This window comes from Mesorhizobium sp. M0478, assembly GCF_040321305.1.
Classification (GTDB): domain Bacteria; phylum Pseudomonadota; class Alphaproteobacteria; order Rhizobiales; family Rhizobiaceae; genus Mesorhizobium.
Window position 1 is genome coordinate 1 of the sequence record NZ_JAMYRH010000008.1, and the last position, 24,564, is coordinate 24,564.

A 24,564-nucleotide genomic window follows, 5' to 3' on the forward strand; every position below is an offset into this window, starting at 1 on the left:
CCCACAACCACGTCGTCAAAAACCGCACGCCCGCCGGCGGCGCGCCGACCTATTTTTCAACATTGTTTTTCATCAACCGCCCCCCCCCACCCCGTCGCGCTGCGCTCGACACCTCTCCCCCGATCGACGGGGGAGAGGAAAGGCCCCCTTCCGCAACTGCTGCGGGACGGGCGGGGCAGCGCAAGCTTTCGCGGTTGGCTCGTCATCAGGTACCGGTCGGACGCTTGCCTCACCCGCCCCCACGCGGCATAGATCGGCCATGACAAGCGAACCTTACCTCCCGCGCCGCTCGGTGCTTTACGTCCCCGCCTCCAACGACAAGGCGCTGGCCAAGATCGCGACGCTGGCCTGCGATGCCGTGATCATCGACCTCGAAGACGCCGTCGCGCCCTCAGACAAGATCGCAGCGCGGGACAAATTGGCCGGCATTTTCGCCAGCCGACCAGTTGCCAATCAGCATGGGCGCCGCTGCGAAATGATCGTGCGCGTCAACGCGCTGTCCAGCGAATGGGGCAACGACGATTTGCTGGCCGCGGCGAAATTCGAGCCCGACGGCATCCTGTTGTCCAAGGTCGCCACGCCGCGTGACATCCTCGAAGTCGGCGACGTGCTCGACGATAATTTTGCCCCCGACAGCGTCGAGCTCTGGGCGATGATCGAGACGCCCAAGGCCATGCTCAACATCGGCGCCATTGCCGAACTCGGCCGCGACCCGGCCTCGCGCCTAGCTTGTTTCCTGGCCGGAACGAACGATCTGGTCAAGGAAACCGGCATTCTGGCGACGCCTGATCGGCGCTACCTCGTGCCTTGGCTGATGCAGATGGTGCTGGCGGCGCGGGCCGGCGGCATCGACATGCTCGACGGCGTCTCCAACGATTTTCGCGACCTCGACGCGTTTGCGCGCGAATGCACGGAAGCCGCTGCCATGGGGTTCGATGGCAAGACGCTGATCCACCCCGCCCAGATCGAAACCGCCAACCGAGCCTTTGCGCCCGCGCCCGAAGCCTTGGCCCAGGCGCGCGCGGTGAAGGATGCCTTCGCCTTGCCGGAAAATGCCGGCAAGGGCGTGATTGCTTTGAACGGCAGGATGGTCGAGCGGCTGCACCTGGCGCAGGCCGAGAAATTGCTGGCGAAGGCCGCCGCCATCGGCGCATGATCCGCCCCGAAAAGACGAACTCACGACAGGATCTGACCCATGAGACTTTACCGCTTTTTGTCCGCCCCCGACGATTCAACCTTCTGCCACAAGGTGACCGCGGCGCTGAACAAGGGCTGGCACCTGTACGGCTCGCCGACCTACGCCTACGACAAGAAGACCAAATCGATGCGCTGCGGCCAGGCGGTGGTGAAGGATATCGACGGCCAGGAATACGGGCCGGATACCAAGCTGAGCGACTGGTAGGCTTTGCCAGGCACGGACGCAGGCTGTGTCGAGATTCAGGTCAGGCCGAGCCGAGAACAGTGGTTTCCGAGAACCGGAGCGGAGCGTACTTAAAGTACGCGAGCACCGGAAGCGCAGGAAGCTGCCGTTCGCAGGCCGGCTCGCCACCTGAATATCGCACAGCCTTACTCCGCCGCCTCTTCAAGCTTTTCCATATCGTCGTCCGACAGGCCGAAATGGTGACCGATCTCGTGGATCAGCACATGGGTGACGATGTCGCCCAGCGTCTCTTCGTTCTCGGCCCAGTAGTCGAGGATGGCGCGGCGGTAGAGGGTGATGCGGTTCGGGCCTTCGCCGGTCTGCGGGTTCCAGCGCTCGGCGATGCCGCGGCCCTCGAACAGGCCGAGCAGGTCGAACGGCGTCTCCAGCGACAGATCGTCCATGATCTCGTCGGTCGGGAATTCGGCGATCATGATGACGATCTCGCCGGTCAGCTTGCGAAAATCGTCGGGCAGATGTGCGTACGCCTCCAGCGCCAGAAACTCGATCTCCTCGATCGAAGGCGAGAGTTCATCGTGCCAGGTGCGGGTCTTGTAGATGCGGGCCATGCTTTGTCCTTTGATCCGGCATATAGGCTTTCCCTCCGGACTCGGCAAATGGACGGGTACCTGGCCAATTCTTTGCGCCGAATGGCTGCGACCAAAGTCCAAGGTTGGCCTCGCCACCTTTGATCAAGGAATAAATTCCTTCTGACTCCGCTTGACTCTTTCGGCACCCTCTGGAATCTATAAGAACATAACAGGAACAATTATGAGAGAAATTGACCGTCATGGCGACATCAGCCGTGGCGCGGGAGACTGTTTTTGCCCTGCGCCGCCAGATCGCGAAGATCGAGGGAACGCTGCCCGAGCGCCTGGCCGCGCCGGCCGGCGAGCGACCTCGTGCGCGCGCTGACAGCGCTATCGGCGGTGCGCCCGAACCTAATGCCGATGTCACCATCATCCGGCGCGGGCTTGCCGTGGCTTCGCCGAATGCTTTCCTGGCGACCGGCGTCGAGCACCTCGATGCGGCGCTGAGCGGCGGCCTGCCGAAAGCCGCCTTGAGTGAAATCCATGGCCTTGAGACCCGCAATGCCGGGGCCGTCGCCGGCTTTGTGCTGTCGCTTGTCAGCCTGATCCTCAAGGGCCAGCCCTTGCCCGTGCTGTGGATCGGCACATCGGAGATTTTTCGCGAGGCCGGCTTTCCCTATGCCAGGGGATTGCAGGGCATGTTCGGTATCGCACCGGAGCAATTGCTGTTTTCCGAGGCGCCGAAACTCACCGATGCGCTGTGGGTAGCCGAGGAGGCCGCGAAGATGACGGCGCTCGCCGCAATCATCCTCGAAATCCGTGGCAGCCCGCAGCGGCTCGACCTCACCGCGACGCGCCGGCTGCACGCGCGCGCCCAAAACGCCGGCCGGCCGGTGTTCCTGCTGCGCCAGGCCGGCGAAGCCGAGCCGACCGCCGCCCCGGTGCGCCTCATCGTGTCGGCTGCACCAGCGGCGAGCCGCCGGACGATCGCCGGGTCGCTCGCCGGCTCGATCGGCCGGCCTGCCTTCACCGTCAGCATCGGCAAGAGCCGCACCGCTCTGCCTGGACAATTCACACTGGAGTGGAACCCCGATGAACACGCATTCGAAGAAAGAAAGCCCCGCGAAAAACGGGCAGAGAATTCTGTCGCTGTGGTTCCCGCATCTGGCGGCAGAACGGATCCTGCGCCAGCGCCTGGGACGGTCGTGGCGTTCCCGGCCTTCGGATCATCTGCCGCCATCTCACCCACCGCTCGTGATCAGCCATCGCGACCGCAACGCCCAGCGCATATCGGCCCTCGACGAGCGGGCTGAGGCGCTGCATCTGAAGCCTGGCATGGGCATTGCCGATGCGCGCGCCATGCATCCCTCGATCGACATCGTCGAGGCCGATCCGGACGCCGATCGCCGGCTGCTCGAAGGCCTCGCCGACTGGTGCGATCGCTATACGCCGCTGGTGGCGCTCGACGGTACTGATGGCCTTTATCTCGACGTCACCGGCTGCACGCATCTGTTCGGCGGCGAGCGCGCCATGCTGGACGACATCCTTGCGCGGTTTTTCCAGCAGGGTTTCGATGTCCGCGCAGGGTTGGCCGCGACGCCGGGTGCAGCCTGGGCGGCGGCGCGCTTCTGCGGCAACCGCATCGTTGTCTCCGGCGAGGAGGAAGCGCTGCTCGCCCCCTTGCCGCTGGCGGCACTGCGCATCGAGGCCGATATCCGCGCCAGCTTGGAAAGCGTCGGCCTGCGGACCGCCGGCGCGGTCATGGCAGCGCCGCGCGCGCCGCTCGCCCGTCGCTTCGGCCCGACCTTGCTGTTGCGGCTCGACCAGGCGCTCGGCCGCCTCGACGAGGCGGTATCGCCGCGCCTGCCCGTGGCCCCGCTTTCGGTCGAACGCCACCTGGCCGAGCCGGTCGTGCTGACCGCCGAGATCGAACGGCTGGTGCTCTTGCTGGCGGTGACGCTGAAGGCCGATCTCGAACGCCGCGGCGAGGGCGCAAGGATGCTGGCGCTGCTTTTGTTTCGCGTCGACGGCGCCGTCAGCCGCATCGCTGTCGGTACCTCGCGACCGTTGCGCGAACCCAAGCTTATCCAGCGCCTGTTCCATGAGCGGCTGGCCGCGCTCGAACAGGACATCGATGCCGGCTACGGCTTCGACCTGGTGCGGCTTTCGGTGCTGGCGGCCGCCGGCTTCGACATGCAGCAGGCCGATTTGACCGGCGAGACCGAGGATGACGGCGCCGACATGGCACTCTTTGCCGACCGCATCCGCGCCAGGCTCGGCGACAGTGCGGTGCTGAAACCGGTCGCCCTCGAGAGCCATCTGCCGGAGCGCGCCATCGCCACCATCCCGTTCTCGGAAGCGCCACAACGCAAAACACCGCTCAGGAAGCCGGGCTCGAAAGACGCGCCGCGCGCAACCATCTTCCCGCCGGAACGGCCGATCCGGCTGTTCCGTTCGCCCGAGCCGATCGAGGTGCCGGCCACCGAAATGCCTGAGGGTCCGCCGATGAATTTCCGCTGGCGCCGCGCGCTCTACCGGGTCGCGCGCGCCGAGGGGCCGGAACGCATCGCGCCGGAATGGTGGCGTGAAACGTCAAGCGATCCGCTCACATCGACGCGTGACTATTTCCGGATCGAGGATGCCGACGGCCGCCGCTACTGGCTCTACCGGCAAGGCCTCTATGGCAACCCGCAGGTGCCGCCGCGCTGGTTCATGCATGGGGTCTTCGCATGAACGCACTGACCGTCATCCCCTATGCGGAATTCGGCATCCAGTCGAACTTCTCCTTCCTGCGCGGCGCCTCCAAGCCGGAGGAGCTGGTGGTGGCGGCCAAATTCCTCGGCTTTTCCTCGATCGGACTGGCAGACCGCAACACGGTGGCCGGCGTCGTGCGCGCCTGGCAGCAGGCCAAGGTCGAGAAGCTCGCCTATCACCCCGGTTGCCGCCTGGTGTTCGGCGACGGCACGCCGGACATTCTCGCCTATCCGCAGAACCGCAAGGGCTGGGGCCATCTCTGCCGCATGCTGACGCAAGCCAATTTGCGCGATGAAAACGAGAAGGGCGCGACCCTTCTCCAGCGCAGCGACCTGCTCGAATGGGGCGACCTGCTGTCGCTGGCGGTGCTGCCGGATCTCTCGGCGAATGCCGACGATCCCCTGGCATTGGTCCGTCAACTGAAAGACCGTTTCGGCGCTAATTTGCGGCTAGGCATGGCGCCGGATTATCGCGGCAATGACCGTTTCCGCATCGAGCAGGCGGCGGGCATGGCGGACATCGCCGGCGTGCCGCTGATGGCGACCAACGACGTGCTTTATCACAGCGCCGAGCGCCGCTCGCTGCAAGATGTGCTCACCGCCATCCGCCTCAATTTGCCGGTCGCCGAGGTCGGGCTGGAGCTGACGGCCAACGCCGAGCGCCATCTGAAGCCGCCGCTGGAAATGGCCCGTCTCTTCCGCCGCCATCCACGGGCGCTGGCCGAGACGCTGCGCTTTGCCGGCGAACTGACCTTCTCGCTCAGCGACCTCCAGTACAATTATCCCGACGAGCCGACGCAATCAGGGCTTGGGCCGCAGGCCGAGCTAGAGCGTCTGGCCAGGGAGGGGGCCGCCACGCGCTATCCGGCGGGCGTCCCCCCTTCCGTCTTGCAGCGCATCAGTGAGGAGCTCGCTCTGATCGAGCGTCTGAATTATGCGCGCTATTTCCTGACCGTTTACGACATCGTCCAGTTCGCCCGCAATGAGGGCATTCTGTGCCAGGGCAGAGGCTCGGCCGCCAACTCGATCGTCTGCTACTGCATTGGCATCACCGAGGTCGGCCCCGAACGCATCGACACGTTGTTCGAGCGCTTCATTTCCGAGGAGCGCAACGAGCCGCCCGACATCGACGTCGATTTCGAGCATGAGCGGCGTGAGGAGGTGATCCAGTACATCTACTCCAAATACAGCGCCAAGCGCACCGCGCTGGCTGCCGCCGTCATCAGCTATCGCGGCCGCTCGGCGCTGCGCGAGGTGGCCAAGGCCATGGGCCTGTCGGACGATGTCCGCATTGCGCTCTCCAGTTCGATCTGGGGCTGGTCGACCTCGGAGCTCGGCGAGAAGGAGGCGCATGCCGGCGGCCTCGACCGCAACGAGACCTCGACCCGTCACGTGATCGCCCACGCCAACGAGATCATGGGCTTTCCCCGGCATCTGTCGCAGCATGTCGGCGGCTTCGTCATTACCCGCGACCGGCTCGACGAGATCGTCCCCATCGTCAAGACGGCAATGGACGAGCGCAAGATGGTCGAGTGGGATAAGGACGATCTCGACGCGGTGAAGATCCTGAAGGTCGATATTCTGGCGCTCGGCATGCTGACCTGCCTGAAGCGCGCCTTCACCTTGCTCACCGACCATTATCCGAAGGCCCGGGATGATTACGGCCGACCCTATGTGCTGGCCACCCTGCCGCCGGAAGAGAACGACGTGTACGACATGATCTGCCGCGCCGACACACTCGGCGTCTTCCAGATCGAATCGCGCGCGCAGATGTCGATGCTGCCGCGTCTACGCCCGCGCGAATTCTACGACCTGGTCATCGAGGTGGCGATCGTGCGGCCCGGCCCGATCCAGGGCGACATGGTGCACCCCTATCTGCGCCGTCGGCAGGGCAAGGAAGCGGCTGAATATCAAAAGCCAGAGCTGGAGGCTATTCTCAAGAAGACACTCGGCGTGCCGCTGTTTCAGGAACAGGCGATGAATATTGCAATCGTCGCCGGTGGTTTCAAACCCGGCGAAGCCGACGAACTACGCCGCGCCATGGCCACCTTCAAGCGCACCGGCACCATCGGCAATTACCGCCAGCGCATGATCGACGGCATGGTCGGCAAGGGATACACCAAGGACTTCGCCGAGCGCTGCTTCAAGCAGATCGAAGGCTTCGGCGAATACGGCTTTCCCGAAAGCCACGCCGCCTCCTTCGCTTTGCTCGTCTATGCCTCCTGCTGGTTCAAGACCTTTTATCCCGACGTGTTCTGCGCCGCGATCCTGAATTCGCAGCCGATGGGGTTTTACCAGCCGGCCCAGCTGGTGCGCGACGCGCGCGACCATGGCGTCGATATCCGCGACGTCGACGTCAATTTTTCCGACTGGGACTGCACCCTGGAGAAAGCCCAATTCGATCCGGGCCGCATCCTGGGGCGCCATGCCGAAATGCGCGGTGTCATCAAGACCCGGTACGCCGTCCGGCTTGGCTTCCGTCAGATCAAGGGCTTGGCCGAGAAGCGTATGGAAGCTTTCACCGCGCGGCGCGGCGCCGGCTTTACAAGCGTCAGGGATGTCTGGCTGCGCTCGGGCCTCGATGTCGGCGAAATCGAAAGACTGGCGCAGGCTGACGCCTTCCGCTCACTCGGCCTCGATCGTCGTGAAGCCTTGTGGGCGGTGCGCGCGCTGGATGGCAAGAGCGCCGCCGAACGGCTGCCGCTGTTCGACCAGCCGGCGATCCGGCTGCGCGAACTCGAGCCCGAGACAAAACTGCCGACAATGCCGCTCGGCGAGCACGTCATCCACGACTACCGCGCGCTCGGCCTGTCGCTGAAGGCGCATCCGGTCGCCTTCCTGCGCGAGCGGCTCGACCGCGCCGACGTCATTCCCAATGCCAATCTCGGCTCGGTGCGCGACGGCAGGCGGGTCTCGGTCGCCGGCCTGGTGCTGGTGCGGCAGCGGCCCGGCAAGGGCAATGCGATCTTCCTGACGCTGGAAGACGACAAGGCCGTCGCCAACGTCATTTTCTGGGAGCGGACCTTTACCCGTTTCCGGCCCATCGTCATGGGCGCGCGCTTCGTCAAGGTCACCGGCAAGCTGCAGTCGGAATCCGACGTCATCCACATCGTCGCCGAAAAGATCGAGGATTTGACGCCGTGGCTGACGGTGCTGCTGGAAGAGATGACGCCGGCTGCCCGGCCCGACATTGCCACCCTCTCGGACAAAGCTGAAAGGGTCATGCCCAAGGGGCGGAATTTTCAGTAGGCAAGTGCAGGGCGGTCGGGAGCCCATGACATTAATGCCGGCAAGGGCAGAGGGGGGCGCGAAGGATCGCCAACAGAATGGCTTCTTAGGCTGAGGTCCGTTTGAACCACCCCTGGTCCCTCAGCCCGGCCCACCCAATCGCGGCGGCGACAGCACGTCTTCCGCCGAAATCGTCCGCGCCTCCGAGGGCAGCATGATCGGGATGCCGTCGCGCACGGGATAAGCGAGCTTGGCGATCCGCGAGATCAACTCGCCGCGCACCGGGTCCCAGGCCAGCGGCCCCTTGGTCAGCGGGCAGGCCAGCAGCTCCAGCAATTTTGGATCGACATTGACCGACTTGCCGTCACGCCCATCCGCAGCCATTGGATCCCCCTTCAGCCATCGGCTCAGCCCTTATTGCAGGCTGGAGCCAAAGTCCTCATTCTCGCGCGCCAGCGCCATTTCGGTGATGGCGATCAGCGTCTCCGCGCGGGCTTTCAGGTCGGGCGCCTCCAGCAGCGCCTGTTTCTCGGCCGGTCCGTAGGGCGCCATCATCGACAGCGCATTGACCAGCATGGTGTTCTCGGCGCGGCTGACGCTTTCCCAATCGGCTTCGAGATCGTTGGCCTGCAGATAAGCGCGAAACGCTTTCAACAGCGCCGGCCGGTCGACCTCGCTTGCCGCCTGGTCTTCGGCAAGATCGGTGAGGAACGGCGCCAGCTTGCATTGCCGGAAAGGCGTCTTCACCGGCAATTCGCTGGTGATGCGGAAACGGCAGACGCCCTGCAGCGAAACCAGATAGCGGCCGTCGCCGCTCTCGGCCATCGAGATGATGCGCCCGGCGCAGCCGACATTGCACAGTTCCGGCTCCCCGTCGGCGCGCAACGCGCCATTGAGGCTGGGCTGGACGATGCCGATCAGCCGCGCGCCGGCGATCGCCTCATCCACCATCTGCAGGTAGCGCGGCTCGAAGATGTTGAGCGGCATGCGCCCGCCCGGCAGCAGCAGCGCGCCGGCAAGCGGAAACACCGGAATGGTTGCCGGCAGATCCTTGCCGACCCGGTAAAATGCGTTTCCGACCTGCACCTTCACTCCTCCGACCCGCTTCGGGCGCGATGTTATCGGCCTAATCTGGCGCGGCGGCCGCCGACCGCAAGGCCCGACAGCCACGCCCCGGCAATTTGGCCGGCAAACGGCTCAGGAAAACAGCAGCGACGACAATTTGCGCCGTGCCGCCAGCGTCGCCTCGTCGGTCATGCCCCAGGCCTCGAACAGTTTCAGCAGCTGCGCCCTGGCGCCGTCCTCGTTCCACGTCCGGTCGGCTTTTATAATCGCCAGAAGATTGTCGGCCGCCGCATGGCGCTCGCCCCTGGCGTTCTGGATCATGGCGAGGTCGAAACGCGCCTGGTGGTCGCCGGGATTGGCGGCCAGTCGCTGCTCGAATTCAGCTGGATTGCCAAGTGCTGCCGCTTCCGCAGCCAGCGTCATCTTGGCACGCAGCGCGGCAAGTGCCGGCGCATTTTTCTTGGCCTCCGGCGCCGTTGCCAGCAGCGCCTCGGCGCCGTCGCTGTCGCCGGCCTCGAACAGAAGCTCGCCCAGCCCGGCAATCGCCTCGATCGTCTCCGGCGCTTGCGCCAGGATGGCGTCGTAAATGTCGGCTGCGGTCTGCGCATCGCCCGCCGCATGCGCTTCCGCCGCCGCGGCCAGTGCTTCGGCCACCGGCGGCGCGCCATTGCCCTTGCCGCCGACCTTGGTGATGAACTCGGCGATCTGGCTCTCGGGGATGGCGCCCATGAAGCCGTCGACAGGCTGGCCGTCCTTGAAGGCGATGACCGCCGGGATCGACTGGATGCCGAGCTGGCCGGCGATCGAGGGATGATCGTCAATGTTCATTTTGACCAGCTTGACCTTGCCGCCGGCGGCCTTGACCGCCTTTTCCAGAAGCGGCGTGAGCTGCTTGCAGGGCCCGCACCACGGCGCCCAGAAATCGACCAGTACCGGCTGTTTGCGCGATTCCTGGATGACGTCGGCGGCGAAAGTGGCGGTCGTGGTGTCCTTGATCAGCTCGCCAGCGGCAGGTGCTGCGCCGGGTGTCGGGCCAAGTGCCGACTTGGCCGGCTCGGCGCCGCCATATTGCACGGACGTGGTGTACTGGCCAGAATTGCCGCCGAATTGGCCGCCAAACGGATTGTTGTTGTCGCTCATGTCGTCGCCCTTCCGATCGCGCCCAGCGGAGCAGCGCGACGTCCTTAACTAGAGGTCAGTTTTCGCCATCCATGTGGCGATCAAGCCGAGACTTTCAAGATAGCAGCATCATGTCCGGTTGCCTCGACGAATCTGATGAGGTCGGCGGACGCGATCGACGTCGTCGCCTCATTGGTCAGCGGATGCGCGTTGACTGTCGCATGTGCTATCAAATCCTGGTCGAGCACCACTTTGACCCGTCTTTCGGTGTCGTTGATCAGCCCGAACACGGTGACCGCGCCCGGAATGACACCGAGCAGCTCCATCAGCATCTCCGGCTTGCCGAACGACACCCGGCCGGCGGCGCCGATCATCGTGTGGATCTGCTTCAGGTCGACGACCGCCTCCTCGCCGACGCTGACCAGGAAGAAATTGTCCTTCTTGTCCTTGAGAAACAGATTTTTCGTGTGCCCGCCCGGTATCTCGCCGCGCAGCGACTGCGAATCGGCCACCGTATAGAGCGGCGGATGGCGCACGGTCGACACTGATATGCCGAGATCGGCAAGAAAGGCGAAAAGCTCGGCTTCGGTCTTCGGCATTGGTGGTCTTCCCCTGTATCGGCGCGCGGCAAAGCCGTTTACGGCCAATGATGCCGCCGAGACAAGACCGTCATGCGGGAAGTCGATGAACCACCCGCGTGGCCGACAAGGTTCCGCCAAGCGATTTGGCGCGACCAAAAAGCCCGTCATTTCCCTGTTGCAATCGCCGCGCTCTTCAGCCATATAGGCCCGGCTTGCGGCCAAAGGGCCGTGTGAGCGGGTGTAGCTCAGGGGTAGAGCACAACCTTGCCAAGGTTGGGGTCGAGCGTTCGAATCGCTTCACCCGCTCCAGTTTCCTCTAGGGGAATCAAGCGATGAAGAGGCGCCTTTCGGGGCGCCTTTTGCTTTTTCCAGACCGGCGATGTAAGCGCGTTGCGGGACACTTGTTCTCCCTCAGAACCAGGCGCAGGTAAGACGGCGTGGCGCACAATCCCTCGGGTTCAATTTCGGCGAAAGGCGGCACCGCATCTGAAGCGCTTGCTTGGCTGGCGTTGCGGAACGCCGCGTCCGAATGCGGCTCAGGCTCGCGCTTGATCGACCCGCAGCCCCTGCGCGCACTCCCGGCGGGACGCAAGTGGGCGCATGAGATTGCCAAGGTAATCTTCGATGGCCTCATGGCAGGAAGCCTGTCGGTGCCGGCGCAATTGGCTGCCGGATGGGCGAGGTTCGGCAGCGCAACCACCGCGTTGATCATCGAACTCGGCAAGATCTGGGACAATCCCGCAGCGGCTCGCCGCGTCCAGTACCAGCTTGAGCAAATGCTTCTCGAACCCGACGATCTTGCCACGCCGCGCAGGCTGGCGCGAACGCTCGGAATTCGCGTCGACGCTCGCAATCCGACCGCGACCGAACTGCCGGAAGGCATCGATCAGATCTATGCCCATCTGATGCTGGATGGCCGGATCGAGGCTGTCGTGCAGTTCGGTGCACTCGGGACGGTGACGAGCGATCATTGGATTGAATTGATCCTGGATGTAGTGCCTGCTGAGCGGCTTGCGGGAGGATCGCCTGCACCGCAAAAGGGCGCCGGCGCGACCACGTCAAACACGCCTGCAGCCGAGGTATCGTTTGCCATGGCGGGAAGCGAGCCCGATCAGGACAGCCACTTCGGCAAACTCGCGCAATTGGCCGCACAGGCGCATGACCTGGTTCGGTCGAGCGCTGAACCGTCAGAGCCTGTTACGCCGCGCCGCGCACGGGTCGCGGACAAGCACGACAAGGATCGCACGGCGTTCTGGAACAGCTATTTCGCGACCGAGGATCCCTGGAACTACAGCTCGCTCTATGAGCAGGAAAAATATGAGCGGCAGATCGAGATCCTGCCTGCCGGTCCCATCGGCCGGGCGCTTGAGCTGGCCTGTGCGGAGGGCCATTTCACGCGGCAGCTGGCGCCGCGCGTGGGCCATCTGACCGCAACCGACATCTCCGCCATAGCCATCGAGCGAGCCCGCGCCCGATGCAACAATCAGGCGAATGTCGAGTTCGGCGTACTCGATTTCGCTGCCGACACGCTGCCGGGTGAGATGGATCTGATCTTCTGTTCGGAGGTGCTCTACTATCTGGACGATCTCGCCGAGTTGCGGCGCATCGCCAAGAAATTTGCCGAGGCGTTGGCGCCTGGCGGTAGTTTCATCAGCGCACACGCATTCGTGCTGCGTGACAATGTCGAAAAGACGGGCTTCGACTGGAACACATTCGGTGCCCAGGCGATCTCCGAGACGCTGGCAGCGACCGAAGGCCTGGTGCTCGAGCAATCGATCCAGACCGAGCTCTACCGCATAGACCGCTTCCGCCGCCTATCGCCGGGCGATGTGGCGACGGACCCGGTGATCGATCATGTGCCGATCCGCGCGCCCATCGAAATCGGCGTCGCGCGAAATATCGTCTGGGGTGGGGCGCGAGCCTTGCGCCGCGACGTCGCACGTAACGAGCAGCGCCAGCATATCCCTGTCCTCATGTATCACGGCGTTGCCGATGAAGGTCCGGCCGCGCTCGCTCGCTTTCGGCTCACGCCCGCCGCATTCGCCAGCCAGATGGGATGGCTGCGCGCCAATGGCTTTCACGCCATTGGCTCCGAGCAGCTGGAAGCATCCATCGCCAACCGTCAGCCTTTCGTCGGCCGCCCGGTGCTCATCACTTTCGATGACGGCTTCCAGAACTTCGCCGACCATGCCTGGCCGATCTTGCGCGCCAACGACCTGAACGCGGAAGTGTTCCTGGTGACGGACCTGGTGGGCGAAAGTGCAAAGTGGGACACCGACATCGGTCCGCCGACGCCGCTTATGGGCGCCGGGACGGTGCGACACCTCGCTGCCGAAGGCGCCTTCTTCGGCAGCCATATGGCGACGCATCGCGCCATAGATGGTCTGTCGAGCGCTGACCTGGCCGCCGAGCTCCTGCGCTCTCGTCTGTTCATCGAACGCTGGACCGGCCGGCCAACCAGGGCGTTCGCGGCCCCCTTCTCCGTCACCGACCGACGGCTTGGCCGGCTGGCTAGGGAGTGCGGCTATCGAGTAGGCTTCGGCCGCAGGCACGGGCCGGCGGACCTCCATAGCGATCTCATCGACCTTCCGCGCATCGAGATTCGCGGCGACCGCTCGCTCGATGACTTTGTCGCCACTGTCGAGGCCGTGCTCGGATAAACGGTGAACTTGTCAGTTCATTATTGGGCGACTTGCGACACGGCTGACATCAGCTCCTTCGGGTTTGGGGCGCCAAACATGTATCGCCCACCCTCCGGGACCTCCGTGAAGCTCCAGCGGACGATCCCCTGCCGGTCCAGCAGGAACTGACCAACCAGTTGTCCGTGTCCCGTGGCCATCATCTGCTCGTCGGCTTCGGTCAGTTCGTAGTGGTCCTTCTTGTCGAGGATTGCGGCGGCTGTCATCGGATCCATGGGACCGGGCAATTCGCCAGGTATGTCGACCCGCATGTCCTGTGCCGCTGCCATCGCGACCTTGTACGGCCAGTTCGTCTCGTTCTCGGTGAATTCGAGATTGGGCAGTCCAAAAGCACGATGTGAAGCGCGTTCCGGGTCCGACGCCGCAAGCAGGTTCGGCATTGGATGGTAGCGGAAATAGAGCCGCGCCCGTTCGATCGGCGTGTTGACCACCGTCAGGCTCTCCACGCCCTTTTCGCGCAGCTCCGGATCGAGACGCGCCTGAGCGGCGATGTGGCGCCGGCAAAACGCACAATGCAGACCTCGAAACAGGCCGACCAGCACCGGTTTTTGCCCGCGAAAGTCGTCAAGCGCAATCTTGCCTTCCTGGGTAATGGCGTCGAGTATCAGGTTCGGCGCCCGGTCGCCCGGTTGAAGCGGTATCAATCCACTAGGCGCGGACATGTCCAACCCCCTATCCCGGCTAGTCGAGAAAAGGCAGCACCACAAGCGCTTCCGGGTCGAGCCCGTGCTGGGCGCATATACCCTGCGCCAGGGAAAAGTAGCGTTCGGCCTCGGCCAGATTGTCGAGGTCGAGATTAAGCGTTGCGAGTCCATCATAGCACGGAAACAGCAGTTGGGGCTCGCCCGTTTCGCGGGCTACCTCCAGTGCTTCGTGGAACAAGCCGATCGCCAGTTCCGGATGGCCGTTGCACTGGTGGATCTGCCCAAGCACGATCAACGGCACTGGCAGGTGCTCGCGCTGGTCGAGCGCCCGGTCAATCTCGATGGCCTTCTCGGCAGCAGGCACGCCCTCCGTTGGACAGCGATCCGTGAAAGTACAACAAGCTACCGCCAGATTGGCGAGGAGGCGCGCCTGGAAACCCAAATCGCCAATACGGCGCGCCACTTCAAGACCGCGCCGACAGACCTCCATCGCCTTCGCCGGATCGATGGTCGTGTAGAGCACCCCGAGATTGGTGTAGCCGCGGCAGGCCGCGCCCAGCAGACCGGCGGCTTCGGCCAATTCAATGCTGCGCTCAACCTCACGCACGGCTTCATGGTTTCGCCCAAGGCGAGCCAGCGCAACAGCCTTGGTATTAAGTGCCTCGGCGGTCACGAGGGTGGCATCATCGGAGACATGTTCCGTTGTCAGAGAGCGTACGCAATCCAGCGCCGCGTCTGCCCATTTTGCCGCGAGAGTGTGATCTCCGCTGCGGAACGCCTGTCGGCCACGTTCTTGCCAGAGATGCGCCTGCTCGATCGGGGCATCCGCTCCATCGAGGAGCGCTGCCGCTTCAGCGTAGCGCGATTCCGCGTCGTCCCGCTTGCCCACGTCCCAAAACAGCCGACCGATCTTGCGCAAAACGCGCGCCGCCGCGACACGATCGGCTGACTCGCGATAGGCCTGCAGCACCGCCTCGTAGTGGCGGTGTGCAATCTCGCGGCGGCCTGCCGGGCCGCTCAAATCGGCAATGCGCTCTGCAATTGCCAGTTTGAGCGGTGTTTGCCCGATCGCGCCCAACGCAGTCAGTGCTCGCTCGTAGAAACGAAGGGCGTCGTCATTGGCGTATATCATGCGAGCGCGATCTCCCGCCGCCTGCAGGTAATGCGCGCCCCTCTCCCGCTCGGCGCTCTGAGCGAAATGATGACCGAGCACGGCCAGATCCTCGAACCGTTCCGGCTTGTCGCCGCACAGTTGCTCCAGGGCGGCACCTACCCGGCGGTGGATGTCGGTCCGGCGTTGCAGGAGCAGATTCTGGTAGATCACGTCCTGCAGCAATGTTTGCGTAAAGCGGTAGCTTTGCGACGAGACCGAGCCTGATCCGGCAACTTCCTCGATGATTTCCGCATCGCAAAGCAGTTCGCAGCCCGCTTCCAGTCGGCCGGGGTCGGCTGCCACGGCTTTCAGAAGCGTGGCATCGAAGCGCGGGCCGATTACCGCGGCTTCCTGGGCCAACCGGCGCACCTCTTGCGGCAGCCGGTCGACGCGAGCAAGCAACATTGCCTGGATCGTGGCGGGGATGCCGGTTGCGACTTCGCCTGCCACGGTCCGCCATTGCTGGCCCTCGCGCACCAATACACCGCGATCGATAAGGCCGCGAACGATCTCCTCCAAGAAAAGCGGGTTGCCGCCCGCGCGCTCGAGGATCTGGTCGAGAAGCCCTCCTGCGGCGTTTACCCAGCTCTCGCCGAAAAGCGCCGCCACCAGGCGGCGTCCGTCATCGCTGTCGAGCGGCGAAAGCCTGAGCGCTGTGTGGCTGACCCGACTTGAGTCGAGTTGGTCGTTGTCCGACGCCGGACGATGCGTGACCAGCAACATCAGCCGCGTGCGTTCCAGTCTGTCCATCACGAAACGCAGTGCCTCGAGCGAGACGGAGTCGGCCCAGTGCAGGTCTTCGACGACAATCAACAGCGGCGACAACGCAAGCCGCCGTTCCATGATTGTGCGGACCGCGTAGAGAATTTGCCGCCGCAGCTGCTCGGGCTCGACATGCTGCAAGGTGGCATCGGGGTCGCCGAGGCCAAGCACATGGTAGAGCAAAGGCATCAGCCGCTTCGCCTCCTCGCCCTGCAGGCCGAGATCGGCAAGCAAGGCTGCGAGCTTGCCCCGCATTTCGTCCCCATTGTCGTTTTGCATCATCCCGGCAGCGCTGCGCACCACTGCACCCAGGGCGCCAAATGATTGTTCACCCAGCGGTGAGCACGTGGCCTGCCGCACGGCGACGTTGCGAAAACGATCCTCGTCGCCGACGCGGGCGACGAACTCCTTCACCAACCGCGACTTCCCGATACCGGCTTCGCCGACGAGGCGGACAAGCTGGGCCGAGCCGCCGCACGCCAAGTCAAGGCTCGCCAGCATTCTGTTGAGCTCCGCATCACGACCTATTATGGGCGCACTGAGGCCGAGCGCCTCGAGCCCGCGCGCTGCACGCGGCGCCGCAAGCGGTGCATCCAGTCGGTGGACGAGCACACTGCCAGCCTTGCCGCGAAAGACGACATCGCCCAGCGACTCGTACGAGAAGGCATGCCGGGTCAGCCTGTGCGTGAGTTCGCCCACCAGCACCTCACCCGGTGCAGCCAGCGATTGCAGGCGTTGCGCCGTATTCACCGTGTCGCCGGTCACCGAATAGGATTTGGCGGTGCCGATGCCCAATCCGCCAGTAACGACCGGACCCGTGTTTATGCCTATGTGGAGCAGCAGCGGCGAGCCGGAGTGGCGGGTGCTTTCACCGAGCCGCGCCGTCCGGGCGATCATGTCGAGAGCGGCTCGAAGCGCACGTTCCGGATCGTCCTCATGCGCGACCGGCGCACCGAATAAGGCGAGCAGAGCGTCGCCGATGAATTTGTCGACGAAACCACCAAAGCCTTGCACGGCCGCCGTCAATTCCTTGAACAGTCCGTTCTGCAGCGCCTGCATGACCTCGGGGTCGAGCTGCTCGCTGAGTGTCGTGAAGCCGCAGAGATCGGCGAACAGCACCGTTACCGTTCGTCGATCGGCGTCGGAGACGGAATGCGGCCCCTCTTCGCTTTCGATGTTCGGCGATGGAGCTCGAGAGGGCTGCGCAATGGTGCGGCTTGGTGTCGGAGCAGGCCGTTCGGCAGCTTTTGCGGACGCACCGACGCTTGCCCCACATTTAGGACAGAACTCGAAATCAGGTGCGCAGGCGTAGCCGCAACTGGCGCATGGCACGGGCTGGCGGCGGCCACACTTCGGACAGAAGGCGTAACCGCCCTCGATCTCGAAACCGCAGCCCGAGCAGTTCATGGACACCTCACCAGAGCATGATGCCGAAGAGTGTGAAGCGGTTTTCGGACGACATCATGCTCTATCTCTTTGACCTTGGGCCATGACGCGTGATCTCGCCACGCTCGTCACGGCCGGGGTATTCACAAGGATGAACCGATAGTCGTCAACCGGCAAGCGGCAGCGCAAATGGGCATCGGTCTGGGTTCGGCGGTGGAGCACTGCCGATACGGGCGGCTGCGTGGCCGTGATTTGCGAAAATTTCCTCGTCCCGCCGTCTTCCTGCTATGATGGAGATGAGGAGGCGACCCATGAGCGAGAACCGTAAGCTGGCCGCAATCCTGGCTGCAGATGTGGTCGGATACAGCCGGCTCGCGAGCGCGGACGAAGATCGTACCTTGGCGCGGTTGCGGGCACTGCGCAGCGACCTGATCGATCCGATCATTGCAGTGCACCACGGGCGGGTTATCAAGCGTACCGGAGATGGGGCACTGGTTGAGTTTCGCAGTGTGGTCGATGCCGTGCGCTGCGCCGTTGAGATTCAAAACGGTATGGTTGAGCGCAATGCCGGCGTACCGCAGGAGCGCCGCATCGAGTTCAGGATAGGCATCCATCTGGGCGACGTGGTCGAAGAGAGCGATGGCGACCTGATGGGTGACGGCGTCAACATCGCCTCGCGTCTGGAGGGCGTTGCGGCGCCCGGCGCCATCTGCCTGTCCGAGGATGCCTATCGCCAGGTCAAGGCCAGGCTTGACCTCTCGGTCAGCGATCTCGGCAGCACACAGCTCAAGAACATCGCCGAGCCGATCCGGGTGTATTCGCTGCAGGTCGGCGCCGGGGCCAAGGTGGCCGTGACCTCGCAAACCCCGACGAGCCCTCCGGCTGCGGCAGCGCCGCCGAAACTGTCGATCGCCGTGCTGCCGTTCGCCAATATGAGCGGTGATGCCGAACAGGACTACTTCGCCGACGGCATCTCCGAAGACATCATCACGGCGCTGTCCAAACTGTCACAGCTCTTCGTCATCGCTCGCAATTCGTCGTTCATCTTCAAGGGCCAGAACGTCCATGTGCAGGATGTCGGCACGAAGCTCGGCGTGCGCTATGTCCTTGAAGGCAGCGTACGCAAGTCGGGGAACAAGGTACGCATCACCGCGCAGCTCATCGATGCAATCTCAGGCGGCCATCTTTGGGCGGAGCGGTTCGATCGCGATCTGACTGACATATTCGCCGTGCAGGATGACGTGACGCAGCACATCGTCGGTGCGCTGGCGCTCAATCTGACCGAGGATGACCGTCTGCGGCTGGCGCCCGAACACCAGCGCAACCCGGAGGCGTATGACTGTTTCCTGCGGGGCCGGGAGCTGTGGCACCGGCTGACGAAGGACACGAACGTCGCGGCCCGCGAGCTCTTGCAGCGGGCCATCGAACTGGACCCGAAATTTGCCTCTGCCCACGCTTTCCTAGCCCTCACGTACGGGCTCGATTACCTCAACAGGTGGGGTGCGTCGGACTCGATGGCGCAAGCGGAAGAGGCAGCAACGCGAGCGGTAACGCTGGATGACAGCGATCCCTGGGCGCACTGGGCGCTGGCATCGGCCAAGCTTTACACACGGCGGCACGATGAAGCCATCGGCGAGGTCGAGCGCGCGATAGCCCTCAATCCGAACTTCGCCGAAGCGCACGTCGCCCGCGGCGAGGCGCTGTATTATTCGGGTAGACCCGCGGAGGCGCTAGAGAGTTTCGCCCGGGGAAAGACCTTGAATCCATACTTTCCGGATGTGCTTCTGCACTTCCAGGCTTTGACATCGTTTCAACTGGGAAGGTACGAAGAGGCCGTCGACCTCTTGCTGCAACGGCTGGCTCGCAACGCTGTCACCGACGTCTCGCGTGCGCTTCTGGCCGCATGCTACGGCCATCTGGGCCGTTTGGAGGAGGCCCATACGGCATGGCAGGACCTGCTTCGCGTCAATCCCGCCTATTCGCTGGAACACCGTCGCAAGGTCTTGCCTTACAAGAACCCTGCCGATTTCGAACTGATGGTAGAGGGGCTCCGCAAGGCCGGCGTGGTGCAATGACGGGCTAAAGCCCGGCCGGATCAGAGCCCGAGGCCCGGCCGATCTTGCGCCATCGGGCGTTTTCGCGAACCGGTTTCAGGTCATCGGTCGTCTCGGCAAATGTCCGCAACCGGTATTGCCGCAGCAGGTCCGGGAACAGCGCCCCTTCCGGCAGTCCGGCAAGCTGCTCGCGGACCGAGATCTTTTCATCGATGACCCGCATGCCCCAGGCATTTTCCCGAACCTGCAGCTCGGCGGCCAGATCGCGCTCTTCTGGCGCGTTTTCATCAAGCGCAGCCAGCAGGATCGAGTGGAAAAGCGCGACATAGCCAATCTGTCTCAGGCCGCCCACAACCCGCACGCGCGGCAATATGGCAAGGGCAAGGAACATCAGGAACAAGTCCGGCAAAAGCAGGCCGTCCAGCAGTGCCTGCTGGAGATGCGGCCGCTCGAACGGGATGGAAAGACCATGCGGCCTGTCAGGCTCGATCAGCCGCCCGTTCTCGAGGACGAGCTTGCGCACGCGCTGCTCGCGGATGCCCCAGAAATAGTCCGTGGCATTGGGCAGGAACCTGCCAAATGGGCCCGATGCGGCTTCTTGCAAGGCATAGTCGAGACGCCGGCGCCTTGCGGGCTCGAGGAGCAGCCTGGAAAGAAGGCTGCCTTCATCTTCCAGATGCCGCGACACGACAGTCGCGGCCAGCCTATCATCGATGAAAACCGGCCGAGCCATGCCGGAACGATCCCAATCGGCGACCAGATCCTCGTTGAGTTCTGTCAGCGCATCGGCGGCGGTTGCAAACACCTTGTCCTGGCTGGCAAGCAGCGTGCCCAGCCAGCTTCTGGCATCCGTCTCATTGCCCACCGTTTCGAGCGCGCGCCCGTTGAGGGCGACGGGACCGGCCGCGCAGGCGCTTTTGCGGCACAGTTTGTGGCGCCCCATGCCAAACAAATTGACCTTGTCGTCGCCGACATCGAGCCATCCCGGCCCCTCCCGGCCGGTTGTCTCCATGGTCATGGTCGTTCCCATGAAGCCGAAAAAAGCCGACAGCCTGTTTTCGACCGCGCCGAGCCAGGCAAGCAGCAGGGCATCGAAGGTGATGCGATCCATCAGAAGCAGGCAGTGCAGGCCGGACTGGATAACCGGTCTGTGGTCGAATTCGTTGAGGGCCTTGCCGATCGCTTCAGGCTGCATGATCGCACCGAGGCGCTGCTGCAGGACGTCGCGCAGGATCGAGCGGGCAGCAATCGACGGGGCCGATCCAGGCCTTTCCACCGGCCGCCACAGATGGCGGGCATAATCGGAAACCGGTGCATTCCAGTTCTGCTCGATGTCACGCACGACCTCCGGGCAGAGCAGCGACAGCACGGCCAAAATGTCCACCGGAGGGGCAAGGGCAGGGACGGTGGTCATCAGAACCGCAGCCGGGCCATGCTCAGGAGGTCGTGGTACTGCCCGTCGGTAAAACCGGCCTTCACATGCCGGCCTTCGACCTCGAAGCCATGGCTTGTGTAGAGACGGATGGCCGGTTCGTTGTCGGCATAGACAGTCAACTCGACCCGCTTAAGGGCGCGCCAATTGTCGGCCACGTCAAGCAGCGCGCCTAGGATGGCAGAGCCGATGCCTCTGCCGACAAAACCATCGTCAAGGCCGATATTGATCTCGCCGATATGCGAGCGGCGCGGCGAACCCTGCGCGACCAGGCTGCCATGGCCGACAACCTTGCCGTCCGACTCGGCAACGATCCAGGTGGTTTCCGGGCCGGACTTGGCGATGCGCCGCTCCACCTGCTCCACCATCTCGAATGGCATCCTGAGTGTGCCCCAGCGGAAGCCCGGCATATTGAAGATAGCGCAAAGCGCCTCGGCATCGCTTGGCCGGACGGCCCGGAGCTGCGGCTGGATTTTCTCTAGGGGTGGCGTGCTGGTCATGGCTTTTCCGGCTACAGCAATTCCAGGAAAAGTGTGAGCGGTTTTCCGTCCGGAATTGCGTCAGAACAAAGGACAGAGGCAATATGCCCGGCACGATGCACCGGACGTCACCTGAAAATCCAGCCGTCTCTGCGACCTATGCCGATTGCGCGGCAAAATGCCGGGGGGCGGCGTAGAATTTGAGGATACCGCTGATGCCGATCCAGCCGAAAAGGGCAAGCCAGCACAATGTCCCGGCCGCCGTCCAGTCGATCCGGTGCACGGCGGCGTCGGTGATGACGAGGCCAAGAACGGCAAGCAGGCCAACCAGAAACTGCGCCAGGCCGAGCACCAGCAATTCCTCACGCGGCGCACTTCTCCAGAGGAGATAGGTGCCGCCTGCACCCGCGAGGAAGATGGCACTGTAGACCTGGGCGTGGAAGGCATCGATCGGCCATGGCCAGAAGCCACCGAATGTCAGGGGAAACAGCAACAGGCCGACGCCGTAGACCCCGAGGATCGTCATTTCCACCGGTAGGTAGGCGCGCCATGCGGGGTTTAAGATCACGCCTTTTGCAGAAGGGCGGGCCCTTGCCCGCCACAGGAACAGCCCGGATACCGCGGCTGACGTAAGATAGACCAGAAACCAGAGCCAGGGGGCTTTGCGCTCGAAGTTGAAATAGCCGAGATTGATGAACGAAGCCGCCGACACGATGACGGTGAAAATGAAGGCCATGACCAGCACGAGCCTGCCGGGCGACCAGCGATTCCAGACCAGCAGCGCCGCCATCACTGCCATTTCGGCGGTGTAGAAGCCGCCGAGGAAGCGGGCATTGAACGGCGTGACGGCCCAGGGCCAGCGCGGCTTGACCAGCGCAGGCGCGAAAAACAGGCCGGCCCCAACGATCAGGACGATGATGACCCCCGCCGAGAAAAGGCGAAGGGCCGCCGGAAATGGCGGGTTGTCGCGTGTCGGCATGGAGAAAACCCCAGAGATGAATGCCCCATGGGCTATCATAGTTTGGAATTCAACAAATGGAAATTGACCTGTCACCAGGCTTGTCCATTCGAATGGCCGTACGGTCCGTTTCGCAGTATGATGGAGCGTTCGGGTCGAAGATCGGTCCGGCCAACACGCCTAGAGCCGGATGATTTCAGGTCTGTCCGACCTGAAATCTGAATCCGCCTCTAAATCAGGAAATAGAGCATGATGTCGTCCGAAAACCGCTTCACACTTTTCGGCATCATGCCCTAACGGCGCAATTTCCGGAGCCTGCACGATGACCGAAGCTCAGGATCTGTTCTCGCTTCTGCGGCAATCGACCGATGTCGATCCGCAGGCAATCGACGCAATCCGGCAAACCATCGCCGAGGGCAAGGACCGCGAACTTTGCCGGATCAATGCGCTGGCCTTCGCCAGCAAGCATGGCCTCGACGAGGAACGCACCATAAGCGCCTTTCTCCATGCGGCGCGGGTGGGCATCTTCGACATTTCCTGGAATGTTCTGTGCCCCGGCTGTGGCGGCGTGCTCGACACCAACGCCACGCTGAAAACCATGCAGAAGGACGAATACACCTGCGCGCTGTGCTCCCAGGGCTATTCGCCGACCCTCGACGAGATGGTCGAGGTGACATTCACCGTCAGTCCCCGCGTGCGCAGGATTGCCGCCCACAATCCACACGAACTGCCGTTGGTGGAATATTACCGCCAGATCTACTGGGCGTCCGGGGCCGATCTGCCGGACGAGGATCTGGCGGAAAAGATGGAAGCGTTCTCGCTGGAAGATATCGAGCTTGCGCCCGGTGAAAAGGCGGTTCTGCACATCCAGCTTCCGCCCCAATTCATCATCGTCTTCGAGCCGGTCACGCATTCGGCCCAGTTCATCGACGCGAAGGGCGAACCGGCAAAAGAGCGGCGAAACCTCTCTCTGGCCTTCGACCGCGACCATGTCCAGAGCCAGACGCTGGAGATGCAACCCGGCCCATTGCGCATTTCGCTGGAAAACAGGACCGACACGCGCGTGCTGCCGACGGTCTTCATCGCCTGCCCGGTATTGCATGATTTCCTGGGCAAGCGCCGGCCCTTCGTGACCGCCAAGCGCCTGCTCACCAACCAGACGTTCCGGGATCTCTATCGCACGGATACGCTCGACATCAACCAGCGCCTGAAGATCACCAGCCTGACCTTCCTGTTCACCGATCTGCGCGGATCGACCGAGCTTTACGAGCGGGTGGGCGATCTTTCAGCCTTCGATCTCGTGCGCGAGCATTTCCAGGTTCTGCACGAGATCGTCGCGGCGGAGGCAGGCGCGGTTGTGAAGACGATCGGCGATGCGGTGATGGCGACCTTCGCGACGCCTGACCGTGCGATTGCCGCGGCGCTGCGGATGCGCGACGCCATGCGGGCGCTCAATGACAAAAGCGGGCGCGAGGACCTTCTGCTCAAGATCGGTGTTCATGCCGGCCCCTGCATAGCCGTGTCCATGAACGAGCGGCAGGATTATTTCGGCCAGACGGTCAACATTGCTTCGCGGGTCCAGAACCTCGCCAACGCACAGGCGATCTTCGCCACGCGTGCGGTGGTCGACGATAATCTCACCGCCGATCTGTTGCACAGGAACGCGCTGACGCCCGTGCCGCACGAGGTCTCGCTGCGCGGCATCGAGCGGGAGATTGCGGTTTATACGATCCCCTGAAGAGTTCTCTACCGCTCACACGCGCTTGCAGAGGAAATAACGGTCGGCGGGCTCCGAAGTGGGCGCCGGGAGGTGTTGCAGCAGCGGGTGATCGAGCGGCGTGCCACTGACCGCGAAGCCGCCGACGCGAAGCAGGCTCGCAATCAGATCGGGAAGCCAGGTAGCGGTCACTGCATCGCGATCGTCATAGCCGGTGCCAATGTCGGCATGAACAAGGGCGGCTTCGATGCCAATGAACTTGCGGCCCGTCTCGCGTATTTCGCCGAGCACGAGGTTTTCAGCTTCGGGAATTGAGCTAGTGTGCGCGCCAACTTCGCGGTCGAACACCACGATCCGGCGCCCGGGCAGAAGCTCGCGCAGATGGTGGAATGTCCGGCCATTGCCGAGGCCGAGCTCAAGCACAAGCCCCTCCATCTTCGCCACCTCGGGGCAGATTCGATTGAGAATGTCGCGCTGCGCGGTCATCCTGCTGATGAAATTATCGAGGCGACTCATATGCGATTGTGTGTCCTGAACCAGCAGCCCCGATCGAGGCTTGCTGCATATAAAGGCGAACGACGAAC

The 24,564-nt window shown here is 63.6% G+C and carries 19 protein-coding genes and 1 tRNA gene; 9 read left to right on the forward strand and 11 right to left on the reverse strand.

Going from position 1 to position 24,564, the window contains the following annotated elements; genetic code table 11:
* Nucleotides 1-259: 259 nt before the first annotated feature.
* Together NKI64_RS19310 and NKI64_RS19315 are read left to right on the forward strand one after the other, a co-directional pair.
* Complete coding sequence (locus tag NKI64_RS19310; RefSeq protein WP_352669449.1) at nucleotides 260-1,156, forward strand: HpcH/HpaI aldolase/citrate lyase family protein; 897 nt, start codon at nucleotides 260-262, stop codon at nucleotides 1,154-1,156.
* Between the two features lie 39 nt (nucleotides 1,157-1,195).
* Nucleotides 1,196-1,402, forward strand: coding sequence for a DUF1737 domain-containing protein (locus NKI64_RS19315; protein WP_023673921.1), 207 nt, complete (start codon nucleotides 1,196-1,198; stop codon nucleotides 1,400-1,402).
* 164 nt (nucleotides 1,403-1,566) lie between these two features.
* Here the strand turns inward: NKI64_RS19315 and NKI64_RS19320 are convergent, their stop codons facing one another.
* Complete coding sequence (locus NKI64_RS19320; protein WP_023673918.1) at nucleotides 1,567-1,989, reverse strand: metallopeptidase family protein; 423 nt, start codon at nucleotides 1,987-1,989, stop codon at nucleotides 1,567-1,569.
* Nucleotides 1,990-2,210: 221 nt separating this feature from the next.
* Between NKI64_RS19320 and NKI64_RS19325 the strand changes: the two genes are divergently transcribed.
* Genes NKI64_RS19325 through NKI64_RS19335 form a run of 3 tightly spaced genes read left to right on the forward strand, consistent with a single transcriptional unit; the run spans nucleotide 2,211 to nucleotide 7,952 of the window.
* Nucleotides 2,211-3,263 (forward strand): ImuA family protein, encoded by a 1,053-nt coding sequence (locus NKI64_RS19325; protein WP_023706804.1) that lies wholly within the window; start codon nucleotides 2,211-2,213, stop codon nucleotides 3,261-3,263.
* The gene (locus NKI64_RS19330) at nucleotides 3,205-4,683 is read left to right on the forward strand and encodes a DUF6504 family protein (RefSeq protein WP_023706803.1); all 1,479 of its coding nucleotides are present in this window, start codon (nucleotides 3,205-3,207) and stop codon (nucleotides 4,681-4,683) included. The genes NKI64_RS19325 and NKI64_RS19330 overlap by 59 nt, the downstream gene beginning before the upstream one ends.
* Nucleotides 4,680-7,952 (forward strand): error-prone DNA polymerase, encoded by a 3,273-nt coding sequence (locus NKI64_RS19335; RefSeq protein ID WP_352669453.1) that lies wholly within the window; start codon nucleotides 4,680-4,682, stop codon nucleotides 7,950-7,952. The genes NKI64_RS19330 and NKI64_RS19335 overlap by 4 nt, the downstream gene beginning before the upstream one ends.
* A 120-nt stretch (nucleotides 7,953-8,072) precedes the next feature.
* On the opposite strand, the gene NKI64_RS19340 is transcribed toward NKI64_RS19335, so the two are convergent.
* The 4 genes from NKI64_RS19340 to NKI64_RS19355 all read right to left on the reverse strand — a co-directional run bounded on the left by NKI64_RS19340 (nucleotide 8,073) and on the right by NKI64_RS19355 (nucleotide 10,714).
* On the reverse strand, nucleotides 8,073-8,315 hold the full coding sequence (locus tag NKI64_RS19340) for a Trm112 family protein (RefSeq protein ID WP_023687636.1): 243 nt from the start codon (nucleotides 8,313-8,315) through the stop codon (nucleotides 8,073-8,075).
* A gap of 30 nt (nucleotides 8,316-8,345) precedes the next feature.
* A complete protein-coding gene (locus NKI64_RS19345) occupies nucleotides 8,346-9,017 on the reverse strand; it encodes an LON peptidase substrate-binding domain-containing protein (RefSeq protein WP_023685086.1) in 672 nt (223 codons plus the stop codon).
* Between the two features lie 111 nt (nucleotides 9,018-9,128).
* Complete coding sequence (gene trxA, locus NKI64_RS19350) at nucleotides 9,129-10,136, reverse strand: thioredoxin (RefSeq protein WP_023736734.1); 1,008 nt, start codon at nucleotides 10,134-10,136, stop codon at nucleotides 9,129-9,131.
* Nucleotides 10,137-10,216: 80 nt separating this feature from the next.
* Nucleotides 10,217-10,714: a prolyl-tRNA synthetase associated domain-containing protein gene (locus tag NKI64_RS19355; RefSeq protein ID WP_023672125.1), complete on the reverse strand. Its 498-nt coding sequence runs from the start codon at nucleotides 10,712-10,714 to the stop codon at nucleotides 10,217-10,219.
* A gap of 216 nt (nucleotides 10,715-10,930) precedes the next feature.
* Between NKI64_RS19355 and NKI64_RS19360 the strand changes: the two genes are divergently transcribed.
* Nucleotides 10,931-11,005, forward strand: a tRNA-Gly gene (locus tag NKI64_RS19360).
* 128 nt (nucleotides 11,006-11,133) lie between these two features.
* The gene (locus NKI64_RS19365; protein ID WP_352669457.1) at nucleotides 11,134-13,356 is read left to right on the forward strand and encodes an SAM-dependent methyltransferase; all 2,223 of its coding nucleotides are present in this window, start codon (nucleotides 11,134-11,136) and stop codon (nucleotides 13,354-13,356) included.
* 20 nt (nucleotides 13,357-13,376) lie between these two features.
* On the opposite strand, the gene NKI64_RS19370 is transcribed toward NKI64_RS19365, so the two are convergent.
* Complete coding sequence (locus NKI64_RS19370; protein ID WP_023672127.1) at nucleotides 13,377-14,057, reverse strand: redoxin domain-containing protein; 681 nt, start codon at nucleotides 14,055-14,057, stop codon at nucleotides 13,377-13,379.
* 19 nt (nucleotides 14,058-14,076) lie between these two features.
* Nucleotides 14,077-17,361 (reverse strand): adenylate/guanylate cyclase domain-containing protein, encoded by a 3,285-nt coding sequence (locus tag NKI64_RS19375; RefSeq protein WP_352669460.1) that lies wholly within the window; start codon nucleotides 17,359-17,361, stop codon nucleotides 14,077-14,079.
* Nucleotides 17,362-17,651: 290 nt separating this feature from the next.
* On the opposite strand from NKI64_RS19375, the gene NKI64_RS19380 reads away from it, so the two are divergent.
* Nucleotides 17,652-19,415, forward strand: a complete 1,764-nt coding sequence (locus NKI64_RS19380; RefSeq protein WP_023687631.1) for an adenylate/guanylate cyclase domain-containing protein — start codon at nucleotides 17,652-17,654, stop codon at nucleotides 19,413-19,415.
* A 4-nt stretch (nucleotides 19,416-19,419) separates the two neighbouring features.
* Here NKI64_RS19380 and NKI64_RS19385 read toward each other — a convergent pair whose 3' ends face one another.
* From NKI64_RS19385 to NKI64_RS19395, 3 genes are all read right to left on the reverse strand, one after another.
* On the reverse strand, nucleotides 19,420-20,808 hold the full coding sequence (locus NKI64_RS19385; RefSeq protein WP_352669463.1) for a hypothetical protein: 1,389 nt from the start codon (nucleotides 20,806-20,808) through the stop codon (nucleotides 19,420-19,422).
* Nucleotides 20,808-21,326, reverse strand: a complete 519-nt coding sequence (locus tag NKI64_RS19390; protein ID WP_023672131.1) for a GNAT family N-acetyltransferase — start codon at nucleotides 21,324-21,326, stop codon at nucleotides 20,808-20,810. Before NKI64_RS19390 ends, NKI64_RS19385 begins: the two co-directional genes overlap by 1 nt.
* A gap of 136 nt (nucleotides 21,327-21,462) precedes the next feature.
* Nucleotides 21,463-22,284 carry a hypothetical protein gene (locus NKI64_RS19395; protein ID WP_352669466.1) on the reverse strand — a complete coding sequence of 274 codons (822 nt, stop codon included), beginning with the start codon at nucleotides 22,282-22,284 and terminating at the stop codon, nucleotides 21,463-21,465.
* Between the two features lie 301 nt (nucleotides 22,285-22,585).
* Between NKI64_RS19395 and NKI64_RS19400 the strand changes: the two genes are divergently transcribed.
* Nucleotides 22,586-24,001, forward strand: a complete 1,416-nt coding sequence (locus NKI64_RS19400; protein ID WP_023685078.1) for an adenylate/guanylate cyclase domain-containing protein — start codon at nucleotides 22,586-22,588, stop codon at nucleotides 23,999-24,001.
* A 15-nt stretch (nucleotides 24,002-24,016) separates the two neighbouring features.
* Here the strand turns inward: NKI64_RS19400 and NKI64_RS19405 are convergent, their stop codons facing one another.
* Complete coding sequence (locus NKI64_RS19405) at nucleotides 24,017-24,496, reverse strand: class I SAM-dependent methyltransferase (RefSeq protein ID WP_023672134.1); 480 nt, start codon at nucleotides 24,494-24,496, stop codon at nucleotides 24,017-24,019.
* Nucleotides 24,497-24,564 lie beyond the last annotated feature (68 nt).